At 57.9% G+C, this 16,628-nt stretch carries 20 protein-coding genes; 8 read left to right on the top strand and 12 right to left on the bottom strand.

Going from position 1 to position 16,628, the window contains the following annotated elements; genetic code table 11:
* Positions 1-3: 3 nt before the first annotated feature.
* From HBN68_RS02480 to oscA, 8 genes are all read right to left on the bottom strand, one after another.
* Positions 4-948 carry a phosphatidate cytidylyltransferase gene (locus HBN68_RS02480; RefSeq protein ID WP_094991870.1) on the bottom strand — a complete coding sequence of 315 codons (945 nt, stop codon included), beginning with the start codon at positions 946-948 and terminating at the stop codon, positions 4-6.
* Positions 945-1,544, bottom strand: coding sequence for a lysophospholipid acyltransferase family protein (locus HBN68_RS02475; RefSeq protein WP_169962426.1), 600 nt, complete (start codon positions 1,542-1,544; stop codon positions 945-947). The genes HBN68_RS02480 and HBN68_RS02475 overlap by 4 nt, the downstream gene beginning before the upstream one ends.
* Positions 1,531-2,163, bottom strand: coding sequence for a CDP-alcohol phosphatidyltransferase family protein (locus tag HBN68_RS02470; protein WP_169962423.1), 633 nt, complete (start codon positions 2,161-2,163; stop codon positions 1,531-1,533). Before HBN68_RS02470 ends, HBN68_RS02475 begins: the two co-directional genes overlap by 14 nt.
* A 200-nt stretch (positions 2,164-2,363) precedes the next feature.
* Positions 2,364-3,353 (bottom strand): sulfate ABC transporter ATP-binding protein, encoded by a 990-nt coding sequence (locus HBN68_RS02465; protein WP_094991867.1) that lies wholly within the window; start codon positions 3,351-3,353, stop codon positions 2,364-2,366.
* 3 nt (positions 3,354-3,356) lie between these two features.
* Entirely contained in the window at positions 3,357-4,229 is an 873-nt protein-coding gene (cysW, locus tag HBN68_RS02460; protein ID WP_094991866.1) for a sulfate ABC transporter permease subunit CysW, read from the bottom strand.
* Positions 4,230-4,242: 13 nt separating this feature from the next.
* Positions 4,243-5,061, bottom strand: coding sequence for a sulfate ABC transporter permease subunit CysT (gene cysT / locus HBN68_RS02455; protein WP_094991865.1), 819 nt, complete (start codon positions 5,059-5,061; stop codon positions 4,243-4,245).
* Between the two features lie 91 nt (positions 5,062-5,152).
* A complete protein-coding gene (locus HBN68_RS02450; protein ID WP_094991864.1) occupies positions 5,153-6,163 on the bottom strand; it encodes a sulfate ABC transporter substrate-binding protein in 1,011 nt (336 codons plus the stop codon).
* A 68-nt stretch (positions 6,164-6,231) separates the two neighbouring features.
* On the bottom strand, positions 6,232-6,414 hold the full coding sequence (gene oscA / locus HBN68_RS02445; protein ID WP_047278876.1) for a sulfur starvation response protein OscA: 183 nt from the start codon (positions 6,412-6,414) through the stop codon (positions 6,232-6,234).
* 384 nt (positions 6,415-6,798) lie between these two features.
* Between oscA and HBN68_RS02440 the strand changes: the two genes are divergently transcribed.
* Both HBN68_RS02440 and HBN68_RS02435 read left to right on the top strand, forming a co-directional pair.
* Positions 6,799-7,068, top strand: a complete 270-nt coding sequence (locus HBN68_RS02440) for a TIGR02647 family protein (RefSeq protein ID WP_094991863.1) — start codon at positions 6,799-6,801, stop codon at positions 7,066-7,068.
* A gap of 185 nt (positions 7,069-7,253) precedes the next feature.
* Positions 7,254-10,103, top strand: coding sequence for a class I adenylate cyclase (locus HBN68_RS02435; RefSeq protein ID WP_169962421.1), 2,850 nt, complete (start codon positions 7,254-7,256; stop codon positions 10,101-10,103).
* Between the two features lie 3 nt (positions 10,104-10,106).
* Here HBN68_RS02435 and rnk read toward each other — a convergent pair whose 3' ends face one another.
* The 3 genes from rnk to cyaY all read right to left on the bottom strand — a co-directional run bounded on the left by rnk (position 10,107) and on the right by cyaY (position 11,230).
* Entirely contained in the window at positions 10,107-10,526 is a 420-nt protein-coding gene (gene rnk / locus HBN68_RS02430) for a nucleoside diphosphate kinase regulator (protein WP_094991861.1), read from the bottom strand.
* A gap of 159 nt (positions 10,527-10,685) precedes the next feature.
* Positions 10,686-10,895, bottom strand: coding sequence for a DUF1289 domain-containing protein (locus tag HBN68_RS02425; RefSeq protein WP_094991860.1), 210 nt, complete (start codon positions 10,893-10,895; stop codon positions 10,686-10,688).
* A gap of 2 nt (positions 10,896-10,897) precedes the next feature.
* Positions 10,898-11,230 carry an iron donor protein CyaY gene (cyaY, locus tag HBN68_RS02420; protein ID WP_094991859.1) on the bottom strand — a complete coding sequence of 111 codons (333 nt, stop codon included), beginning with the start codon at positions 11,228-11,230 and terminating at the stop codon, positions 10,898-10,900.
* Positions 11,231-11,433: 203 nt separating this feature from the next.
* Here cyaY and HBN68_RS02415 point away from each other — a divergent pair, with 203 nt between their 5' ends.
* From HBN68_RS02415 to HBN68_RS02390, 6 genes are read left to right on the top strand one after another with little or no spacing between them, the layout of a single operon-like run.
* The gene (locus HBN68_RS02415; RefSeq protein WP_094991858.1) at positions 11,434-11,580 is read left to right on the top strand and encodes a lipoprotein; all 147 of its coding nucleotides are present in this window, start codon (positions 11,434-11,436) and stop codon (positions 11,578-11,580) included.
* Positions 11,581-11,592: 12 nt separating this feature from the next.
* On the top strand, positions 11,593-12,840 hold the full coding sequence (gene lysA, locus HBN68_RS02410; RefSeq protein WP_094991857.1) for a diaminopimelate decarboxylase: 1,248 nt from the start codon (positions 11,593-11,595) through the stop codon (positions 12,838-12,840).
* Between the two features lie 4 nt (positions 12,841-12,844).
* On the top strand, positions 12,845-13,675 hold the full coding sequence (gene dapF, locus HBN68_RS02405; protein ID WP_094991856.1) for a diaminopimelate epimerase: 831 nt from the start codon (positions 12,845-12,847) through the stop codon (positions 13,673-13,675).
* Positions 13,676-13,688: 13 nt separating this feature from the next.
* Positions 13,689-14,405: a DUF484 family protein gene (locus HBN68_RS02400; RefSeq protein WP_094991855.1), complete on the top strand. Its 717-nt coding sequence runs from the start codon at positions 13,689-13,691 to the stop codon at positions 14,403-14,405.
* Between the two features lie 2 nt (positions 14,406-14,407).
* Positions 14,408-15,304 (top strand): tyrosine recombinase XerC, encoded by an 897-nt coding sequence (xerC, locus tag HBN68_RS02395; protein WP_169962419.1) that lies wholly within the window; start codon positions 14,408-14,410, stop codon positions 15,302-15,304.
* A complete protein-coding gene (locus HBN68_RS02390; protein ID WP_094991853.1) occupies positions 15,301-15,990 on the top strand; it encodes an HAD family hydrolase in 690 nt (229 codons plus the stop codon). Before xerC ends, HBN68_RS02390 begins: the two co-directional genes overlap by 4 nt.
* Before the next feature lie 122 nt (positions 15,991-16,112).
* On the opposite strand, the gene sutA is transcribed toward HBN68_RS02390, so the two are convergent.
* Positions 16,113-16,439: a transcriptional regulator SutA gene (gene sutA, locus HBN68_RS02385; protein WP_047278851.1), complete on the bottom strand. Its 327-nt coding sequence runs from the start codon at positions 16,437-16,439 to the stop codon at positions 16,113-16,115.
* Between the last annotated feature and the right edge of the window lie 189 nt (positions 16,440-16,628).

Below are 16,628 nucleotides of genomic sequence, written 5' to 3'. Positions count from 1 at the left end.
CTGTTAGGCCGTGAAGAAGTAGCGCGTCAGGTGAAAGAAGATCGGTGCCGCGAAGCAAACCGAGTCCATCCTGTCGAGCATTCCGCCGTGCCCTTTGATGAGCGTGCCCCAATCTTTGGCACTCAGGCTGCGCTTGATTGCTGACATCACCAGCCCTCCCACAAAACCCATCACAACGATCACAAACGCCATCAGCAGTGATTGCCAGAAACTGAAGGGCGTCATCCAAAACATCCCCCCGCCAATAAGGGTCGCCGCCAGACCGCCGCCCACCAGGCCCTCAACGGTTTTTGAGGGGCTTACCAGGGGGGCGACTTTATGTTTGCCGAAGAGCTTTCCAAACACGTACTGCAGGACATCACTCATCTGCACAACAAAGACCATATAGAACAGCAGCAGAGCGTTCTGTCCCTGGAATCCCTCCAGCTCCAGCATCAGCAGAGCGGGAGCGTGGCTAATGCAGAAAATACAGATCATCACCCCCCACTGGATTTTCGCCGTGCGCTCCAGAAATCCCCCTGTGTCCTGACTCAATACCGCAATCGCGGGCAAGAGTAGAAAGGCATACACAGGGATCAGCAGCGTAAACATCGAGTACCAGTGGGTCGCGATCAGCACATATTGCAGCGGCACAAGGATGAAAAAGGCGATAAACAGTGCGTTATGGTCGCCTCTTTTGGTGGGTGCCAGCGTGATGAATTCTCTGAGTGCAAACAGAGAAATAAAGGCGAAAAGGATGACGGTTGCATTGCCGCCCAGCAGGTATGAAGTAAAGAAAACGATCACCATCCCCCACCACGCATTCACACGTTGATTCAGGTTTTCGATCGTTGCGATGCCACTTTCTGTGGTGGCTCGCTTGGCCAGTACATGACTGATGATTGAGGCAATGGCCAGCAGACTGGCAAGCCCGGCAAAGAACCACAGAAACTTGGTTTCAAACGTCATTTGGATAACCTCACGATGGCTTCGCGCGCCCGCTCAAGGAATGGCTGCTTCTCTTCGCCAGCGATTTTTTCCAGCGGATTGCCGATCCGGATCGTGCAGATAATGGGCAGCGGGAAATGCTTGCCTTTAGGCATGGATCGATGAAGGTTTTCCAAATAAATGGGCACCAGGTCGACATCAGGGAATGCTTCGCTCAACCGGAACAGACCCGATTTGAAGTCGCCCGGCAGGGCCTGGCAGGCGCGTGTGCCCTCCGGGAAAAAAATGATGGAGTGCCCCGCTCGCAGTACGTCGTAAATAGGTTCCAGTGCGGGTTTATCCGCGCCTGGCTTACGCTCGATCAAAACCGCATTCAGTCCTTTTTTTGAGACATACGAAAGAAATGCGTTCTTGCCCCAGTAGTCGGCTGCTGCTACGGGCTTCACGTTAAAGCGAGCCTCGCGTGGAAGCGCCGCAATGATGGCGAGTGTGTCCATATGGCTGGTGTGATTGGCGAAATAAATGCGCTGGCGGGTAAGGTCTGGAGGGCTCTGCCAGCGGGCGTTTACCCCGATCAGGACCCGAAGCACTGAAATCAGAGCATTACTGATCCACATGGGCGTTTTCCTTGAGCTGTCTGGCGATTGCGAGCGTTCGTGTCCCACAGGTGATAAGCGAGCCGACAACGATGATGATCAGCGCGGTCAATAACGCGTGGTGAGTGCCATAAGCTGGCGTTTCAATCGCATTGAGCAAAAGGGCTACTGTCATCAGCGCCATTCGGTGCTGTTTGGCCATGGGGCCTGCAAAACACTGAACGAGGCCAATCGAGCCGCCAAAAACCCTTACGTAGGCGGTCAGGGCTGCCGCCAAGGCGCCAAACCATCCAAGGTCCGGATAACCAATCGCATAACCAAGCCCAACGATGAGCAGACTATCGGCCACGCGATCCGGAAATTCGTTGTAGAGACTGCCAAGGTCGGATTTTTTCCCGCCTTCTATTGCCACCATGCCATCCAATAGATTGCACAACAGACGCAGTTGAATAGCGAAGGCGCACATGATTGATCCAATGACGCCATTGTCCGCTATCAATATGCCGGCACCGGCCAACGCAAAGACCACACTGGCCACTGAAATCTGATTGGGGGAAATAGTTCTTTTGAGCAAGGCATAGGTGATGCCCGTCGCCCACCTGGAAGAGCGGGCCTTGATGGGTCTGCGGTTTTCCTTCATGCGAATCCTTGCAACTTGTCGTGAGAGAAAAGTCGGACTCTATGTGCATAAGACGGATTTTTATGTCCGACCAGATCAGTAACTTACGAGTGAAGTAGCCGTTTGTTTTGTAGGGCTCAGGTACGGAAGGGGTGTGTTCCCAGGCATAAAAAAAGCCTGAGCATCGAAAGACGTCAGGCTTTGGGTGAACCGTTTGGCGGTTACAGGCTGCTGTGTTTCTGCCACACCTTCGGCTTGAAGAACAACGTCTCGCCACGGGCCAGACCGGTCAGGCTGTCATGGTCTTTGACCACTTCCACCTCGATCAGCTCGCTTTGACCCTCAACCTTCAATGTCACGCGGGTGGTCGCGCCCAGCGGACGGATATCGCGCACCTGAGCGGCATGGTGTTCTTCAATTTCATGGCGTGATAACGACACTTCGTGCGGGCGGAACAAGACGTGCTGGTCTTCGCCAATGTGCAGGCGGTTGGAGTCGCCCAAGAAGTGATACACGAAGTCGCTGGCCGGGTTTTCGTATACCTCGCCCGGGGAACCGATCTGTTCGATCACGCCTTTGTTCATGACCACAATGCGGTCCGCGACTTCCATCGCTTCTTCCTGGTCGTGGGTCACGAACACCGACGTCAAGTTGATGTCTTCGTGCAAGCGCGCCAACCAGCGGCGCAGCTCTTTACGCACCTTGGCATCGAGGGCGCCGAAAGGCTCGTCCAGCAACAGCACTTTAGGTTCGACCGCCAGTGCGCGGGCCAGGGCGATACGCTGGCGCTGGCCGCCTGACAGTTGCTCCGGGTAACGGTCCGATAACCAGTCCAGTTGCACCATGTTCAGCAGCTCGTGGACTTTTTCGGCAATCCGGCTTTCGCTCGGGCGTTCCTTTTTCGGTTTCATGCGCAGGCCGAACGCGACGTTGTCAAACACCGTCATGTGGCGGAACAGCGCGTAATGCTGGAACACAAACCCGACGTTGCGATCACGCACGTCATGGCCCGAGACGTCTTCGCCGTGGAACACGATGTTGCCTTCGTCCGGGGTCTCCAGGCCTGCAATGATGCGCAGCAACGTGGTTTTGCCGCAGCCCGACGGCCCCAGCAAGGCCACGAGCTCGCCACTCTGGATGTCCAGATTGATGCGATCCAGCGCCTTGAAGGCGTTGAAGTTTTTGCTGACATTACGAACTTCGATCGACATGCTTTATTCCTCTGCGGCGCTGGCGCGCAGGCGGTTAATACGGGATTCGCTCCACTGCTTGAGCAGCAGGATGAAGAGCGCCAGGATCAGCAACAGGGTGGCCACAGCGAAGGCGGCAACGTGGTTGTATTCGTTGTAGAGGATCTCGACGTGCAGCGGCAGGGTGTTGGTCACCCCGCGAATGTGCCCGGATACCACGGACACTGCACCGAATTCGCCCATCGCCCGCGCGGTACACAGCACCACGCCGTAGATCAGGCCCCATTTGATATTCGGCACTGTGACGTGCCAGAACATTTGCCAGCCGTTGGCCCCCAGCAGGCGTGCGGCCTCTTCTTCCTGGGTGCCCTGCTCTTGCATCAGCGGGATCAGCTCGCGTGCCACGAAGGGCACGGTGACGAAGATGGTCGCCAGCACGATGCCCGGCAGTGCGAAAACGATCTGAATGTCGTGGTCTTGCAGCCACTCACCGAAGAAGCCCTGTGCGCCGAACATCAGCACGTAGACCAGACCGGCGATCACCGGCGATACCGAGAACGGCAGGTCGATCAGTGTCACGAGGATGCTTTTGCCGCGAAAGCTGTATTTGCTCACGCACCATGCCGCGCTGACGCCGAAGACCACGTTGAGCGGCACCGAGATTACAACGGCGATGATGGTCAGTTTCAGGGCCGACAGGGCATCAGGTTCAAGAATGGCATCGAAGAACGCGCCGAAACCGAGCTTCAGGCCCTGCGAGACCACAATCAGCAACGGGAGCAGCAGGAATACGACGAAGAATAACCAGCCAAAGGCAATCAGTACCCGGCGCGAGAGCGGGCTGCCACGGCGAGCATCGTTGGCGACGGAGGCTGCGTTCATAGGTGTGTTGGACATGGTGACGCCTCCTTCAAGGGGTTTCGATGCGGCGCTGAATCAGGTTGATCAGCAGCAGCAAAATGAAGGAAACCACCAGCATCATCACGCCAATGGCCGTGGCGCCGGTGTAGTCGTATTGGTCGAGTTTGACCATGATCAACAGCGGCAAAATTTCGGTTTTCATCGGCATATTGCCGGCGATGAAAATCACCGAGCCGTACTCGCCGACGCCGCGGGCGAAGGCCAGCGCGAAACCCGTGAGCCACGCGGGCAATAGCGCGGGCACCAAAATATGGCGAAACACTTGCAGCGGTTTGGCGCCCAGGCAGGCAGCGGCTTCTTCGATTTCACGCGGAATATCGGCCAGCACCGGCTGTACGGTGCGCACCACAAATGGCAGCGTGACGAAGGTCAGCGCCAGCGTGATACCCATCGGGGTGTAGGCGATTTTGAAGCCCATGTCAGTGGCGAACTGGCCAATCCAGCCGTTCGGGGCATACAGCGCGGTCAGTGCGATACCGGCGACTGCCGTCGGCAGTGCAAAGGGCAGGTCGATCATGGCATCGATGACCTTGCGCCCCGGGAAGGTGTAGCGCACCAGCACCCAGGCCAGCACGGTGCCGATGATGCCGTTGATCAGTGCCGCAACAAAAGCGGTGCCGAAGCTCAATTTGAGCGCGGCCAATACGCGAGGGGCGGTGACGATGGCCCAAAACTGGTCCCAGGTCAGTTGCGCGGCATGCACGAACATGGCGGCCAGAGGAATGAGCACAATCAGGCTGAGATACACCAAGGTGTAGCCCAGTGTCAGCCCGAAGCCGGGTATGACGGGGGAGATACGACGCGACATAAAAGTCCTTGTTTAACGCACGAAGCCCGCAAACCGATTGCGGGCTTAATGTTCTAGCTTTAAGCGATGCCTGAAAGGCACGCCCCACAGGTTATTGCGCCTGGTAGATCTGGTCGAACACGCCACCGTCATTGAAGAATTTCGGTTGGGCAGTCTTCCAGCCGCCGAAGTCTTTGTCGATAGTCACAAGGTCCAGCTTCGGAAACTGCTGTGCGTATTTGGCTGCGACTTTCTCATCCCGAGGACGGTAGAAATTCTTAGCCGCAATTTCCTGACCGGCCGGGCTGTACAGGTGTTCGAGGTACGCTTTGGCGATCTCTGCGTTGCCCTTTTTATCGGCATTTTTGTCGACTACGGCAACCGGTGGCTCAGCCAGAATCGAGAGCGAAGGTACGACGATGTCGAACTTGTCCGCCCCGCCATCTTCTTTGAGTGCCAAAAACGCTTCGTTTTCCCACGCCAGCAGCACGTCTCCCTGACCGTTGTTGACGAAAGTGATGGTTGAGCCCCGTGCGCCGGTATCCAGTACAGGCACGTGCTTGAACAGATTTTGTACGTACTCTTTGGCTTTGGTTTCATCGCCGCCGTTAGCCTTAAGGCCGTAGGCGTAGGCAGCGAGGAAGTTCCAGCGTGCGCCGCCGCTGGTTTTCGGGTTCGGTGTAATCACCGACACGCCATCTTTGGTCAGGTCGTTCCAGTCCTTGATGCCTTTCGGGTTGCCCTTGCGCACCAGGAACACGATGGTCGAGGTGTACGGGGTGCTGGCGTCCGGAAGGCGGGTTTGCCAGTTTTCAGGGAGGGTTTTACCCAACTTGGCGATTTCGTCGATGTCACCGGCCAGTGCCAGGGTCACGACATCCGCGCGCAAGCCATCGATCACACCACGCGCCTGTTTGCCCGAGCCCCCGTGTGACTGCTGAATTTTGACCTTGTCGTCGGGGTGGCTTTGTTTCCAGAACTGGGTGAACTCTGCGTTGTAATCCTGATACAGCTCACGGGTTGGATCGTAAGAAACGTTCAACAACTCGTAGTCTTTGGCCACGGCGGAGCCAGCAAAAATGGCACTGGCCAGCGCGGCCAAAGCGTAACGGCGTAGGGTCATAGGTGTGGCTCCAGAGCAGCGTGTATTTTTAATTTTTATAGGCGCCCCAGACAGGGCGCGTGGGGTATTCAGCTATTTTTTTGGCCCGGGTTCTGCAGGCGGAACTTCTCTTTGCGTTCGATCTGAACCACTTGGGCGTTGTGCACAGTGATTTCCACGGCACCGAAGCGCAGGTCACGTAGCGCGCTCTGGATTTCCCGCAGAATGGTGGCTTCGTCCTGGCCGTCAACGCTACGCAGAGATGCGCTCATGGTGTTGCTCCTGAAAAAATGAGGTGCCGATGGGTTCGTGTCGGCGTGGGGCAATAGTAGTGAGGCGCGATTATTCTTAAAAATACTATTTAAGAATGTTTATATAACTGAAATACGATTTACAACGAGCGCGGTCATCGCTGCCTTGCCATGCAGGGAGCGATGGCGCGTGAAGTTGGCGTGAACAGGTGTTTTCAGACCGCCCGGCCATACAGGCCTGCACTTTGTTATTCGCGGTCTACACTCCAACTGCCTCGCCCGTGCACCATGCGGGGCAGGTGCGGCAAATGGCTCGGGTCCGGCGAGAACTGTTACTGGACAGTCAGGCCAACCAGGCTCACCTTAGGGTCGTTGTCGTCTTTTCCTGCATAGTCTGGAGTCCTTATGTCGTTTACCCCTGAGTTGGTTGCCGAACTGGAAGTCCTTGCACTGTTCGATCTGAACAGCACTCAAGAAGGGCTTAAAGTCCATCAAGAAGCTGACAAAAAGCTTATCGCTGCCGCCAAGCGGCTCCATGAAAAAGACCTCATCACCCAACCGGACGGGGGCTACCTCACCAGCCTGGGCCGTGATGCTGTTGAGCACGTGCAAACGACACTGTCGATTTTGACCACCAAACCCCTGGTGGCTGTGAAGTTGGCAGAACTTGCCTGACGCCACTGATCGCCCTCGGAATCTCTTGGTTGAATAAGGGATTCCGCGGGCTCTCCTTCTTCTCCCCGCAAAAAATCTGACGTCAAAAGCGCTTTCGCCCTAAGCCTTTTCATGGTCTCGCTGTAGACTCCCTCCTACGTTGCCTCCCTTCTCTTTCTCGCCTAGCGAGCCGGTTTGAGTTTGATATGACGCGCACCCAGGCCATTCAGATAGATCTGAATGAAGGTATTGATCGACAGACACTCACACAATTGCGTGAGCGGTTTCTTCACGTCAATCGTGCGCGCCTGCTGCGGGCAATGGAGGGCTTGACCCCGCGTCAGCAAACGGTGCTGAGCCTGCTGTCATTGTTTTTTCATGTGAATCACCCGTTATTACCCGGTTATGTGTCCGGGAGTACGCCAGCCGGCGTCGCGGGGTATGAGCCCGACGCGTCTGCCCTGACCGAAGCCCAGCGCCTGACGCGCTCCTTTTCTTATAAGACGCGAACGCCCGGCGCACAGTCGCCGATTCATGGTTTGTTTCTGATGGGTAGCCTGGGAACGTTAGCCCAGACGGATCAGAGCGACATGGATGTGTGGATTTGCCATGCCCCGAACCTGAGCGAACCGGCCCTTGAAGAGCTGCGCAAGAAATGTCAGGTGCTGGAAACCTGGGCGGCCGGTTTAGGGGCCGACGCACATTTTTTTCTGATTGATGCGCAACGCTTTGCCCTGGGCGAACGCGATGCCCGGCTGAGCACGGACGATTGTGGTACGACGCAGCATTACTTATTGCTGGATGAGTTTTATCGCACCGCCATTTGGCTCGCAGGCCGTACCCCGATGTGGTGGTGGGTGCCGGCCAATGAGGAAGCCAACTACGCCGAATTTACCCACACGCTGCTTTCCAAGCGCTTCATTCGGGCTGACGAAACCATCGACCTGGGGCATCTGGCACATATCCCGCCCGGCGAGTTCGTGGGAGCCGGGTTATGGCAGTTATTCAAAGGGATTGAGTCGCCCTACAAGTCGGTGCTCAAACTGCTGTTGATCGAGGTGTATGCCAGTGAGCACCCAAAGGTGCAGTGCCTGAGCCTGCGCTTCAAGCAGGCGGTCTATGCCCATCAGTTGGACCTTGATGAACTCGACCCGTATGTGGTGGTGTACCGGCGCATTGAGCAGTACCTCAAGGCGCGGGGTGATGTTGAGCGGCTGGAGTTGGTGCGCCGCAGTTTGTACCTGAAAGTTAACCGCAAGTTGACTGGCAACCTCGCGCAACGTGGCACGCAATGGCAGCGCCAGTTGCTGGAGCGTCTGGCGCGGGAATGGGGTTGGGATGAGCGGCAGTTGGCCTGGCTCGACAGTCGCCCGGCATGGAAGGCCGAACAGGCGGTCCATGAACGCCGGGCGTTGGTGCATGAGCTCAATTACAGCTACCGCTTTTTGAGCCAGTTTGCCCGCGATGAGCAAGCCGCCGGGCTGACCAACAAACGCGACTTGAATGTGCTGGGACGACGGCTGTACGCCGCGTTTGAGCGCAAGGCCGGCAAAGTCGACCACATCAACCCTGGCATTGCGCCCAATCTGGCACAAGAGCTGCTGACACTGGTGCATTCCCCGAACAAGAAAGAGCCCGGCGAGTTTCATTGGGGGATCTATCGCGGCAACCTCGCGGTTCACGAGTGGGAGCATACGCCGGTCATCAAGCGCAGCCCTGCGCTGCTGGAGTTGCTGGCGTGGTGCCATCGCAACGGGGTCATCGACAGCGGTACCCGTCTGGCCCTCAACCCTGGCAGTACGGATGTCAGCGAGTACGAACTGTTCAACCTGCTGGGGTGTTTGCAACAACTGATCCCTTTGCCGCTGGGGGCGGTGGACGAAACGCAACTGTTGCGACCCAGTGTGCCGTCGCAGGTGCTGATTGTGGTCAACGTCGGGATTGACCCGCTCAAGCATCACCGTGAAATGAATATCCTGATGACCACTGAGCGCACGGATTCACTGAGTTATGCCGGGGTGCGCGAAAACCTTGTGCTGACCCTGGACCAAGTCACGCTCAACAGTTGGAACGAAGTCATCGTCAGCCGCTTCGACGGCGAACACGCGCTGTTTGAATGCCTGGCGGATTACCTCAATGCACAACCGGCCGGGCGTGCAGCCCCGCAGTTGCGCGTGCGCTGCTTGTGTCACAACAGGGCGCAGTTCATCGCAAATCGGGTGGAAGGGATTTTCAATACGGCACAGGCCCTACGTGCCAGCGGGCAAGCGCTGCGGTATGTGGTGCAAGTGGAGCAACGTTTACATGTGCTGGAACTGGCCAAAGAACACGTACGCCACGTGGCGCTGGCCGACCGCAACGCATTGGCCGGCTATTTGAGCCAGCGTCTGGCGACGTATCGGCCGGTGCACCTGGACCCGATGGCCTTGGGTGAGGACGACCTCGGGTTGATACTGCCCAAGGGCAAGCCGGGGGCGATTCAAGTCTTCTACCGACTGAATGACGGTGAGGCCGAGCTCAGTGTGCTCGACGAGTGCAATGTGCTGTGGCAGCAGACCGTTGCGTTTCATGACGAAATGAGTCTGCTGGTGCCCTTGCAGCGTTTTTTACAGGCGTCGTTGTTTCGGCGTGAGGCGTGCCAGCCGTTGGAAGACGAGAGCCCTGCCCCGCCACTGGACGTGTTGTATTACCAGCTATTGCCGTCGGGCAAAGGGCGCGCGCGCAGCGTCGAAGCGCGGCGCATTCCCGTCAGCGCAGCGATGACGCCTTACTACGAGGTGCAAGCGGTGATCGGCAAAGGCGCGCATGGTGGGCAGTGGGTGACGCTATTCTGCAACCAGCGCGAGTTCAGCCAGATGGACCATGGCGATCAGTTGTACGCAGCGGTGGCACGGGAAATTGTCGGGCAGCGCCGTGAAACCGAGCGCTACCGCTGTTACATCACTGATCTGGATTTATCGGGGCTGTTGGGCGAAAGCCACAGCCCGAGCCATCTATGCCTGCGCTACAAGGCGAATCTGGAGCAGGCGCTCAACGAGGCGCTGGCGCAGGTCTGAGGCTTAAAGGTCGTAATTGCCAGCGGCTTCAGGCTGGTATTCAACTTCCAGCAGCTCCAGCTTGAGGGTTTTGCCGCCGGGTGCTGGCCAGTTGATGTGCTGGCCGACTTGCAGGCCCAGCAAGGCACTGCCGACGGGTGCAAGGATCGAAATTTTACCTTCGTCTGCATTCGCGTCTTTGGGGTAAACCAGTGTCAGGTGGTAATCCTTGCCGCTGCCCTGCTCGCGGCAGTGCACACGCGAATTCATGGTGACAACGCCTGCAGGCACTTCGGTATGGCCTACAACGGATTCGGCACGATCAAGTTCTTCTTGCAGCGCGACGACGCCTGGCAACGAATCGTCGAGGTTATCAATCAATGCTTCCAGACGCTGGACGTCCAGGCGGGTGAGGATGATGGAGGGTTGGGGTGAAGTGGTCATGACCTGGCAGACTCCTTTTTTCTGCACGAAAAAGCAAAACCCCGCCAGAAAATGGCGGGGTTTTGACCAACCTCGTTAGTGCGAGGCGAACCCGGACACTACCACAGCAAAATAAATACACAAGCCAACGGCCGATGCCGTTGCAGCCTGTGGCCGTGATTACAGGGCGCGCCGCAGACGTGCCTGTTCGCAAATCACCCGGCGCCGCTGGTCGTCTGCTGAACGCCACTCGCGGATGTCTTCGACATGCCGAAAGCAGCCCAGACACACTTTGTGTTCATCCAGCCGGCACGTGCTGATGCAGGGCGATGGCACGGCCGGGCTGACGTTGCTGTACAGCGGTTTTGCAGGTTTAGCAGGGGCAGTCACAGTTAAATCTCGTCAAAATCCAGCTCAGCGCCGGTGTATACCTGCGTCAGGCGCTGGACCATTTCACTCAGTAACTCGTCAGAGCTGTCGCACTTCCAGCGTGACTCTTGCTCATCGTAATCGAAGTGGAAACCGCCCTCCCGTGCAGCGAGCCAAAGCTGTCGCAAAGGCTCCTGGCGGCTGAAGATAAGCTGCTGGCCCCCTTCAAACTTGGCTGTCAGTACACCGGCCGAATTCTCCAGGTCCATGTCCAGACCGCTCTCGTCAAAAACGTCTTCCAGGTTTTGCTGGGTTGCATCGACCAGATCGTGGAAACGGGCTTCAGTCAAACTCATGGTGGAACCTCGTAATGTCTAGTCATGCTCGGAGCTCGCAAGATACGGGCGCTCCAGACCGATTGCAAACCCCAACCGCCCCGTCGCCTGCGTACTACTGATTATTCAGACAGGCGCTTTTGCGCGACCGCTCTGCTGCATAGGCAAGCCGGTAGGTGCTCGGTATACTCGGGCGCAATTAATGCTTTTCAAAGGATTTCGCCATGAAGCGCCTGATCTCTTCCATTGCTGCGCTCGTCGCGGTCGCTTGCCTTGTTTCTGCCTGTGGTCAAAAAGGTCCGCTGTATCTGCCCGATGACAGCAAATCCCCTGAAGACCAAGCGAAGTCGTCGCAATCGCACAAGCACTGATAAGGGAACACCATGGACGCTTTTAACTACCGGGCCGGCGAGTTATTCGCTGAAGGTGTTGCGCTGACGGCCATTGCCGAGCGTTTTGGTACGCCGACCTATGTGTATTCCCGGGCCCACATCGAAGCGCAATACAACGCGTTTGCCGACGCATTGAGCGGCATGCCGCATCTGGTGTGTTTTGCGGTTAAAGCCAACTCCAACCTGGGTGTACTCAATGTCCTGGCGCGTATAGGCGCCGGTTTTGACATCGTGTCCCGTGGTGAGTTGGAGCGTGTACTGGCCGCAGGCGGTTCGGCTGACAAAATCGTGTTTTCCGGTGTCGGCAAGACCCGCGATGACATGCGCCGCGCACTGGAAGTGGGTGTGCATTGCTTCAACGTCGAGTCCACCGACGAACTGGAGCGCTTGCAAGTCGTGGCTGCCGAGATGGGCGTGCGTGCGCCGATCTCGCTGCGCGTTAACCCGGATGTGGATGCAGGCACTCACCCGTACATTTCCACGGGCCTTAAAGAGAACAAGTTCGGTATCGCCATTGCGGACGCAGAGGATGTGTACATCCGCGCCGCGCAGTTGCCGAACCTCGAAGTGGTCGGCGTTGATTGCCACATCGGTTCGCAACTGACCACCCTTGAGCCGTTTATCGACGCGCTCGACCGTTTGCTGGGGCTGGTTGACCGTTTGGGCGACTGCGGCATTTATTTGCGCCACATTGATCTCGGCGGTGGCCTTGGCGTGCGTTACCGCGATGAAGAGCCACCCTTGGCGGCGGATTACATCAAGGCGGTGCGCGAGCGTATCGAAGGCCGTGACCTGGCACTGGTGTTCGAGCCGGGCCGTTTCATTGTGGCCAACGCGGGGGTGCTGCTGACACAGGTCGAGTACCTCAAGCACACCGAGCACAAAGACTTCGCCATCGTTGATGCGGCGATGAACGACTTGATCCGACCTGCCCTGTATCAGGCCTGGATGGACGTGACTGCGGTGCGCCCGCGTGACACTGAAACCCGCGCCTATGACATCGTGGGCCCGATCTGTGAAACCGGTGACTTCCTGGCCAAAGATCGCCAGTTGGCGCTGGCTGAGGGTGATCTGTTGGCGGTGCATTCGGCCGGTGCCTATGGCTTTGTCATGAGCTCGAACTACAACACCCGCGGCCGTGCGGCCGAAATTCTGGTGGACGGCGATCAGGCGTTCGAAGTGCGTCGTCGTGAGACGGTTGCCGAGCTGTTTGCTGGCGAAAGCCTGCTGCCGGAGTGAGCCCATGTTGCTGCGTTTTACAAAAATGCACGGCCTGGGCAATGACTTCATGGTTCTCGACCTGGTCAGCCAGCACGCGCACATCCTGCCCAAGCACGCCAAGCAATGGGGCGACCGGCACACGGGCGTTGGCTTCGATCAATTATTGATCGTTGAAGCACCGAGCAATCCCGAGGTGGATTTCCGTTACCGGATCTTCAACGCCGACGGGTCCGAGGTTGAACAGTGCGGCAACGGAGCCCGCTGTTTTGCCCGCTTTGTGCTCGACAAGCGCTTGACCACCAAGCGCCAGATCAAAGTCGAAACCAAAAGCGGCATCATTGAGCTGAACGTGCGCAGCGACGGTCAGATCAGCGTTGACATGGGCCCGCCGCGTCTGGTGCCGGCCGAAATTCCGTTTGTGGCGGATGAACAGGCGCTGAGCTATGAAGTCGACGTCGATGGCCAGACTGTCCAGTTGGCCGCCATATCGATGGGCAATCCGCATGCAGTGTTGCGTGTCGACGACATCAACGCGGCGCCGGTTCATGAGTTGGGCCCGAAAATTGAACATCACCCGCGCTTCCCGGCCCGGGTCAACGTGGGCTTTTTGCACGTGATCGACCGTCACCGCGCGCAACTGCGAGTGTGGGAACGCGGCGCCGGAGAAACCCAGGCCTGCGGCACCGGCGCGTGTGCGGCGGCGGTGGCGGCCATCAGTCAGGGCTGGATGCACTCCCCGGTGACGCTGGACCTGCCCGGCGGTCGTTTGACCATCGAATGGGAAGGTCCGGGTCATTCAGTGATTATGACCGGCCCGGCGATGCGTGTTTACGAAGGACAAGTCCGTTTATGAGCGAGCGCACACGATGACCGACCAGCCACAGTCTGCAGACCTCGATGTTCACGATCAAAGCCCCGAGGCTGCGGCCGTGGCGGCCTACCTCCAAGCGCACCCGGACTTCTTCAGCCAGCGCGAGGAGCTGCTGTTGACCCAGCGCATTCCTCACCAGCGCGGCGATACAGTCTCGTTGGTGGAGCGTCAGCTTGAGCTGTTGCGTGGGCGCAATATCGAGATGCGCCATCGTCTGTCACAACTGATGGATGTGGCCCGTGACAACGATCGCCTGTTTGAGAAAACCCGCCGTTTGAACCTGGCCCTGATGGACGCCACCAGTCTTGAAGAGCTGGTGATCGCCGTTGAAGACAGCCTGCGACAGGACTTTCAGGTGCCCTTCGTTAGCCTGGTGTTGTTTGGTGATAACCCGATGCCGGTAGGGCGCTGGGTCAACAGCGCGGACGCCCAACGCGCCCTCGGTGGTCTGCTGGCAGAAGGCAAGGCCGTCAGCGGCAGCCTGCGTGAGCATGAGCTGGACTTTCTGTTCGGTGAAGAACAGCGCAAGCAAATCGGCTCGACCGCCGTGGTCGCCCTTAACCACCTCGGCTTGCACGGGGTTCTGGCCGTCGCCAGCCGCGACCCGCAGCACTACAAAAGCTCGGTGGGCACCTTGTTCCTCAGTTACATCGCTGAAGTGCTGGGACGTGTCTTGCCGCGCTTCACCAACGCCCTGCGCTCGGTGCGCTAGGCATGGAACGGCATCTGGACGCTTACTGCATACACCTGCGCAGTGAGCGCCAAGTGTCGCCGCACACGCTGGAAGCTTATCGCCGTGACCTTGGCAAAGTGCTGGCGTTTTGCGGCCAAGCATCAATCTCCAGCTGGTCGGCCCTGGATATTCAGCACCTGCGTCAGTTGGTGGCGCGCCTGCATCACCAGGGTCAGTCTTCGCGCAGCATTGCGCGGCTGTTGTCTGCCGTGCGCGGGTTGTACCACTACCTCAACCGTGAAGGCCTGTGCGATCACGACCCCGCCAACGGTCTGGCACCCCCCAAAGGCGAACGCCGCCTGCCCAAAACCCTCGACACCGACCGCGCCTTGCAACTGCTGGAAGGTGCGGTGGAAGAAGATTTTCTGGCGCAGCGCGATCAGGCGATTCTTGAATTGTTTTACTCCTCCGGGCTGCGTCTGTCGGAACTGACGGGTTTGAATCTGGATCAACTGGACCTGGCTGCCGGGCTGGTGCAAGTGCTGGGTAAAGGCAGCAAGACGCGCGTGCTGCCGGTCGGGCAAAAGGCCCGTGACGCCCTGCTGGTCTGGCTGCCTTTACGGGCGCTGGCCAACCCTGAAGACGACGCTGTGTTTGTCAGCCAGCGTGGGCGCCGCCTTGGACCGCGAGCTATTCAACTGCGCGTGAAGGCAGCGGGCGAGCGTGAGTTGGGGCAAAACCTGCACCCGCACATGCTGCGCCATTCGTTTGCCAGCCATTTGCTAGAGTCCTCCCAGGATTTGCGCGCGGTGCAAGAGTTACTCGGGCATTCAGATATCAAAACCACGCAAATCTATACCCATCTGGACTTCCAGCATCTGGCATCGGTCTACGACAGCGCCCACCCACGGGCCAAACGCAGTAAGGGCAGTGAATGACGATTGAACTGATTACTTTCGATCTTGATGACACGCTGTGGACTACCGGCCCGGTGATCGCCCGGGCCGAAGACACCTTGCGGCAGTGGCTGGCTGAAAACGCACCGGATGTGGGCGTGATTGAGTTAGCAACATTTCAAGCGATTCGTGAGCGGGTTTTAAGTGAAAACCCGCACCTGAAGCACCGAATCAGTGCGCTGCGTCGGCACGTGCTATTCCACGCATTGCGGGATGCGCAATACGCTAACGCGCAAGCCTTGGCAGACGCGGCGTTTGAGGTATTTCTAGAGGCGCGTCACGCGCTGGAGGTTTTTGCGCAAGTCGAGCCCACGTTGACTGAACTGGCGGACAATTACGCGCTGGGGGTCGTGACCAATGGCAATGCCGACGTACGACGCATCGGTTTGGGGCATCACTTCAAATTCGTGCTGTGTGCCGAAGACATTGGCATCGCCAAGCCGGACGCACGTTTGTTCCACGAGGCTTTGTCGCGGGGCGGCGTGAAGGCCAATGCTGCGGTGCATGTTGGCGATCATCCGGGCGACGACATTGCCGGCGCCCAGCAGGCAGGCTTGCGCGCCGTGTGGTTTAACCCAGGTGGCAAAATCTGGGAGGGCGATAAGCGTCCGGATGCCGAAATCGGGTGCCTGAGCGAATTGCCCAATGTGCTCAAACACCTTGGCTGAAGCTACTCGTACCCCTACGCAGGCTTGTGCCTGGGCAGCAACTTTGCGCTGAAATCACAATAGCGCTCGCACAAAAAAGCCCGCAGCGACGGCGGGCTTTCTTTTCAAGCAAACAACAGACCTTAGATAGGACGGCTGCCGTACTTGTTGTCAGGCTTCTTGGGTGGATCTGCCACCACATTGGCCTCGACTTCCTGCACCTTGCCGCCACGGGAAAGAAACTCTTCCATGGCGCGAGCCAGAGCGTCACGCTCCTTGTTTTTGGCTTCTACGCTGGGCAGGTCATCTACCGACACCGCTGCCTTGGATTTGCCTTTGGCCACAGGGACCGGCACATCGTCGCCACCGTCGTCGTCAGCCACGTCATCGGCGGCCGCTTCAAGACCTTCTTCGGTTTCGTCTTCGTCACCTACTTCGAGGTCATCATTTTCCAGATCATCGTCGCTCATGTTCTACCCCATGACTTACGTAAAGCAGATTAGTTATAGACCAGCTACGCCCACAGTGGACCGCCGCTGGTGAAAAAGTAGCCCCGGATTACCCGCGGCTTACGCCTCTTCGCCCTTGAAGGCGGTAGGACTTTACGAGTGCCTGTTAAGGGCATTCGCTCATTAAATAAACGCTTGCCAGGTGCCTAG

This window comes from Pseudomonas sp. WS 5078, assembly GCF_012985745.1.
Lineage (GTDB): Bacteria > Pseudomonadota > Gammaproteobacteria > Pseudomonadales > Pseudomonadaceae > Aquipseudomonas > Aquipseudomonas lundensis_A.
The sequence above is the reverse complement of the archived record's forward strand: the minus strand, read 5'-3'. Positions and strand labels throughout refer to the sequence as shown.

What these genes read in the sequence shown, in the direction of transcription:
- HBN68_RS02480 (WP_094991870.1), bottom strand. Translation starts at nt 948, where the DNA reads ATGACGTTTGAAACCAAGTTTCTGTGGTTCTTTGCCGGGCTTGCCAGT.
- HBN68_RS02475 (WP_169962426.1), bottom strand. Translation starts at nt 1,544, where the DNA reads ATGTGGATCAGTAATGCTCTGATTTCAGTGCTTCGGGTCCTGATCGGG.
- HBN68_RS02470 (WP_169962423.1), bottom strand. Translation starts at nt 2,163, where the DNA reads ATGAAGGAAAACCGCAGACCCATCAAGGCCCGCTCTTCCAGGTGGGCG.
- HBN68_RS02465 (WP_094991867.1), bottom strand. Translation starts at nt 3,353, where the DNA reads ATGTCGATCGAAGTTCGTAATGTCAGCAAAAACTTCAACGCCTTCAAG.
- cysW (WP_094991866.1), bottom strand. Translation starts at nt 4,229, where the DNA reads ATGTCCAACACACCTATGAACGCAGCCTCCGTCGCCAACGATGCTCGC.
- cysT (WP_094991865.1), bottom strand. Translation starts at nt 5,061, where the DNA reads ATGTCGCGTCGTATCTCCCCCGTCATACCCGGCTTCGGGCTGACACTG.
- HBN68_RS02450 (WP_094991864.1), bottom strand. Translation starts at nt 6,163, where the DNA reads ATGACCCTACGCCGTTACGCTTTGGCCGCGCTGGCCAGTGCCATTTTT.
- oscA (WP_047278876.1), bottom strand. Translation starts at nt 6,414, where the DNA reads ATGAGCGCATCTCTGCGTAGCGTTGACGGCCAGGACGAAGCCACCATT.
- HBN68_RS02440 (WP_094991863.1), top strand. Translation starts at nt 6,799, where the DNA reads ATGTCGTTTACCCCTGAGTTGGTTGCCGAACTGGAAGTCCTTGCACTG.
- HBN68_RS02435 (WP_169962421.1), top strand. Translation starts at nt 7,254, where the DNA reads ATGACGCGCACCCAGGCCATTCAGATAGATCTGAATGAAGGTATTGAT.
- rnk (WP_094991861.1), bottom strand. Translation starts at nt 10,526, where the DNA reads ATGACCACTTCACCCCAACCCTCCATCATCCTCACCCGCCTGGACGTC.
- cyaY (WP_094991859.1), bottom strand. Translation starts at nt 11,230, where the DNA reads ATGAGTTTGACTGAAGCCCGTTTCCACGATCTGGTCGATGCAACCCAG.
- HBN68_RS02415 (WP_094991858.1), top strand. Translation starts at nt 11,434, where the DNA reads ATGAAGCGCCTGATCTCTTCCATTGCTGCGCTCGTCGCGGTCGCTTGC.
- lysA (WP_094991857.1), top strand. Translation starts at nt 11,593, where the DNA reads ATGGACGCTTTTAACTACCGGGCCGGCGAGTTATTCGCTGAAGGTGTT.
- dapF (WP_094991856.1), top strand. Translation starts at nt 12,845, where the DNA reads ATGTTGCTGCGTTTTACAAAAATGCACGGCCTGGGCAATGACTTCATG.
- HBN68_RS02400 (WP_094991855.1), top strand. Translation starts at nt 13,689, where the DNA reads ATGACCGACCAGCCACAGTCTGCAGACCTCGATGTTCACGATCAAAGC.
- xerC (WP_169962419.1), top strand. Translation starts at nt 14,408, where the DNA reads ATGGAACGGCATCTGGACGCTTACTGCATACACCTGCGCAGTGAGCGC.
- HBN68_RS02390 (WP_094991853.1), top strand. Translation starts at nt 15,301, where the DNA reads ATGACGATTGAACTGATTACTTTCGATCTTGATGACACGCTGTGGACT.
- sutA (WP_047278851.1), bottom strand. Translation starts at nt 16,439, where the DNA reads ATGAGCGACGATGATCTGGAAAATGATGACCTCGAAGTAGGTGACGAA.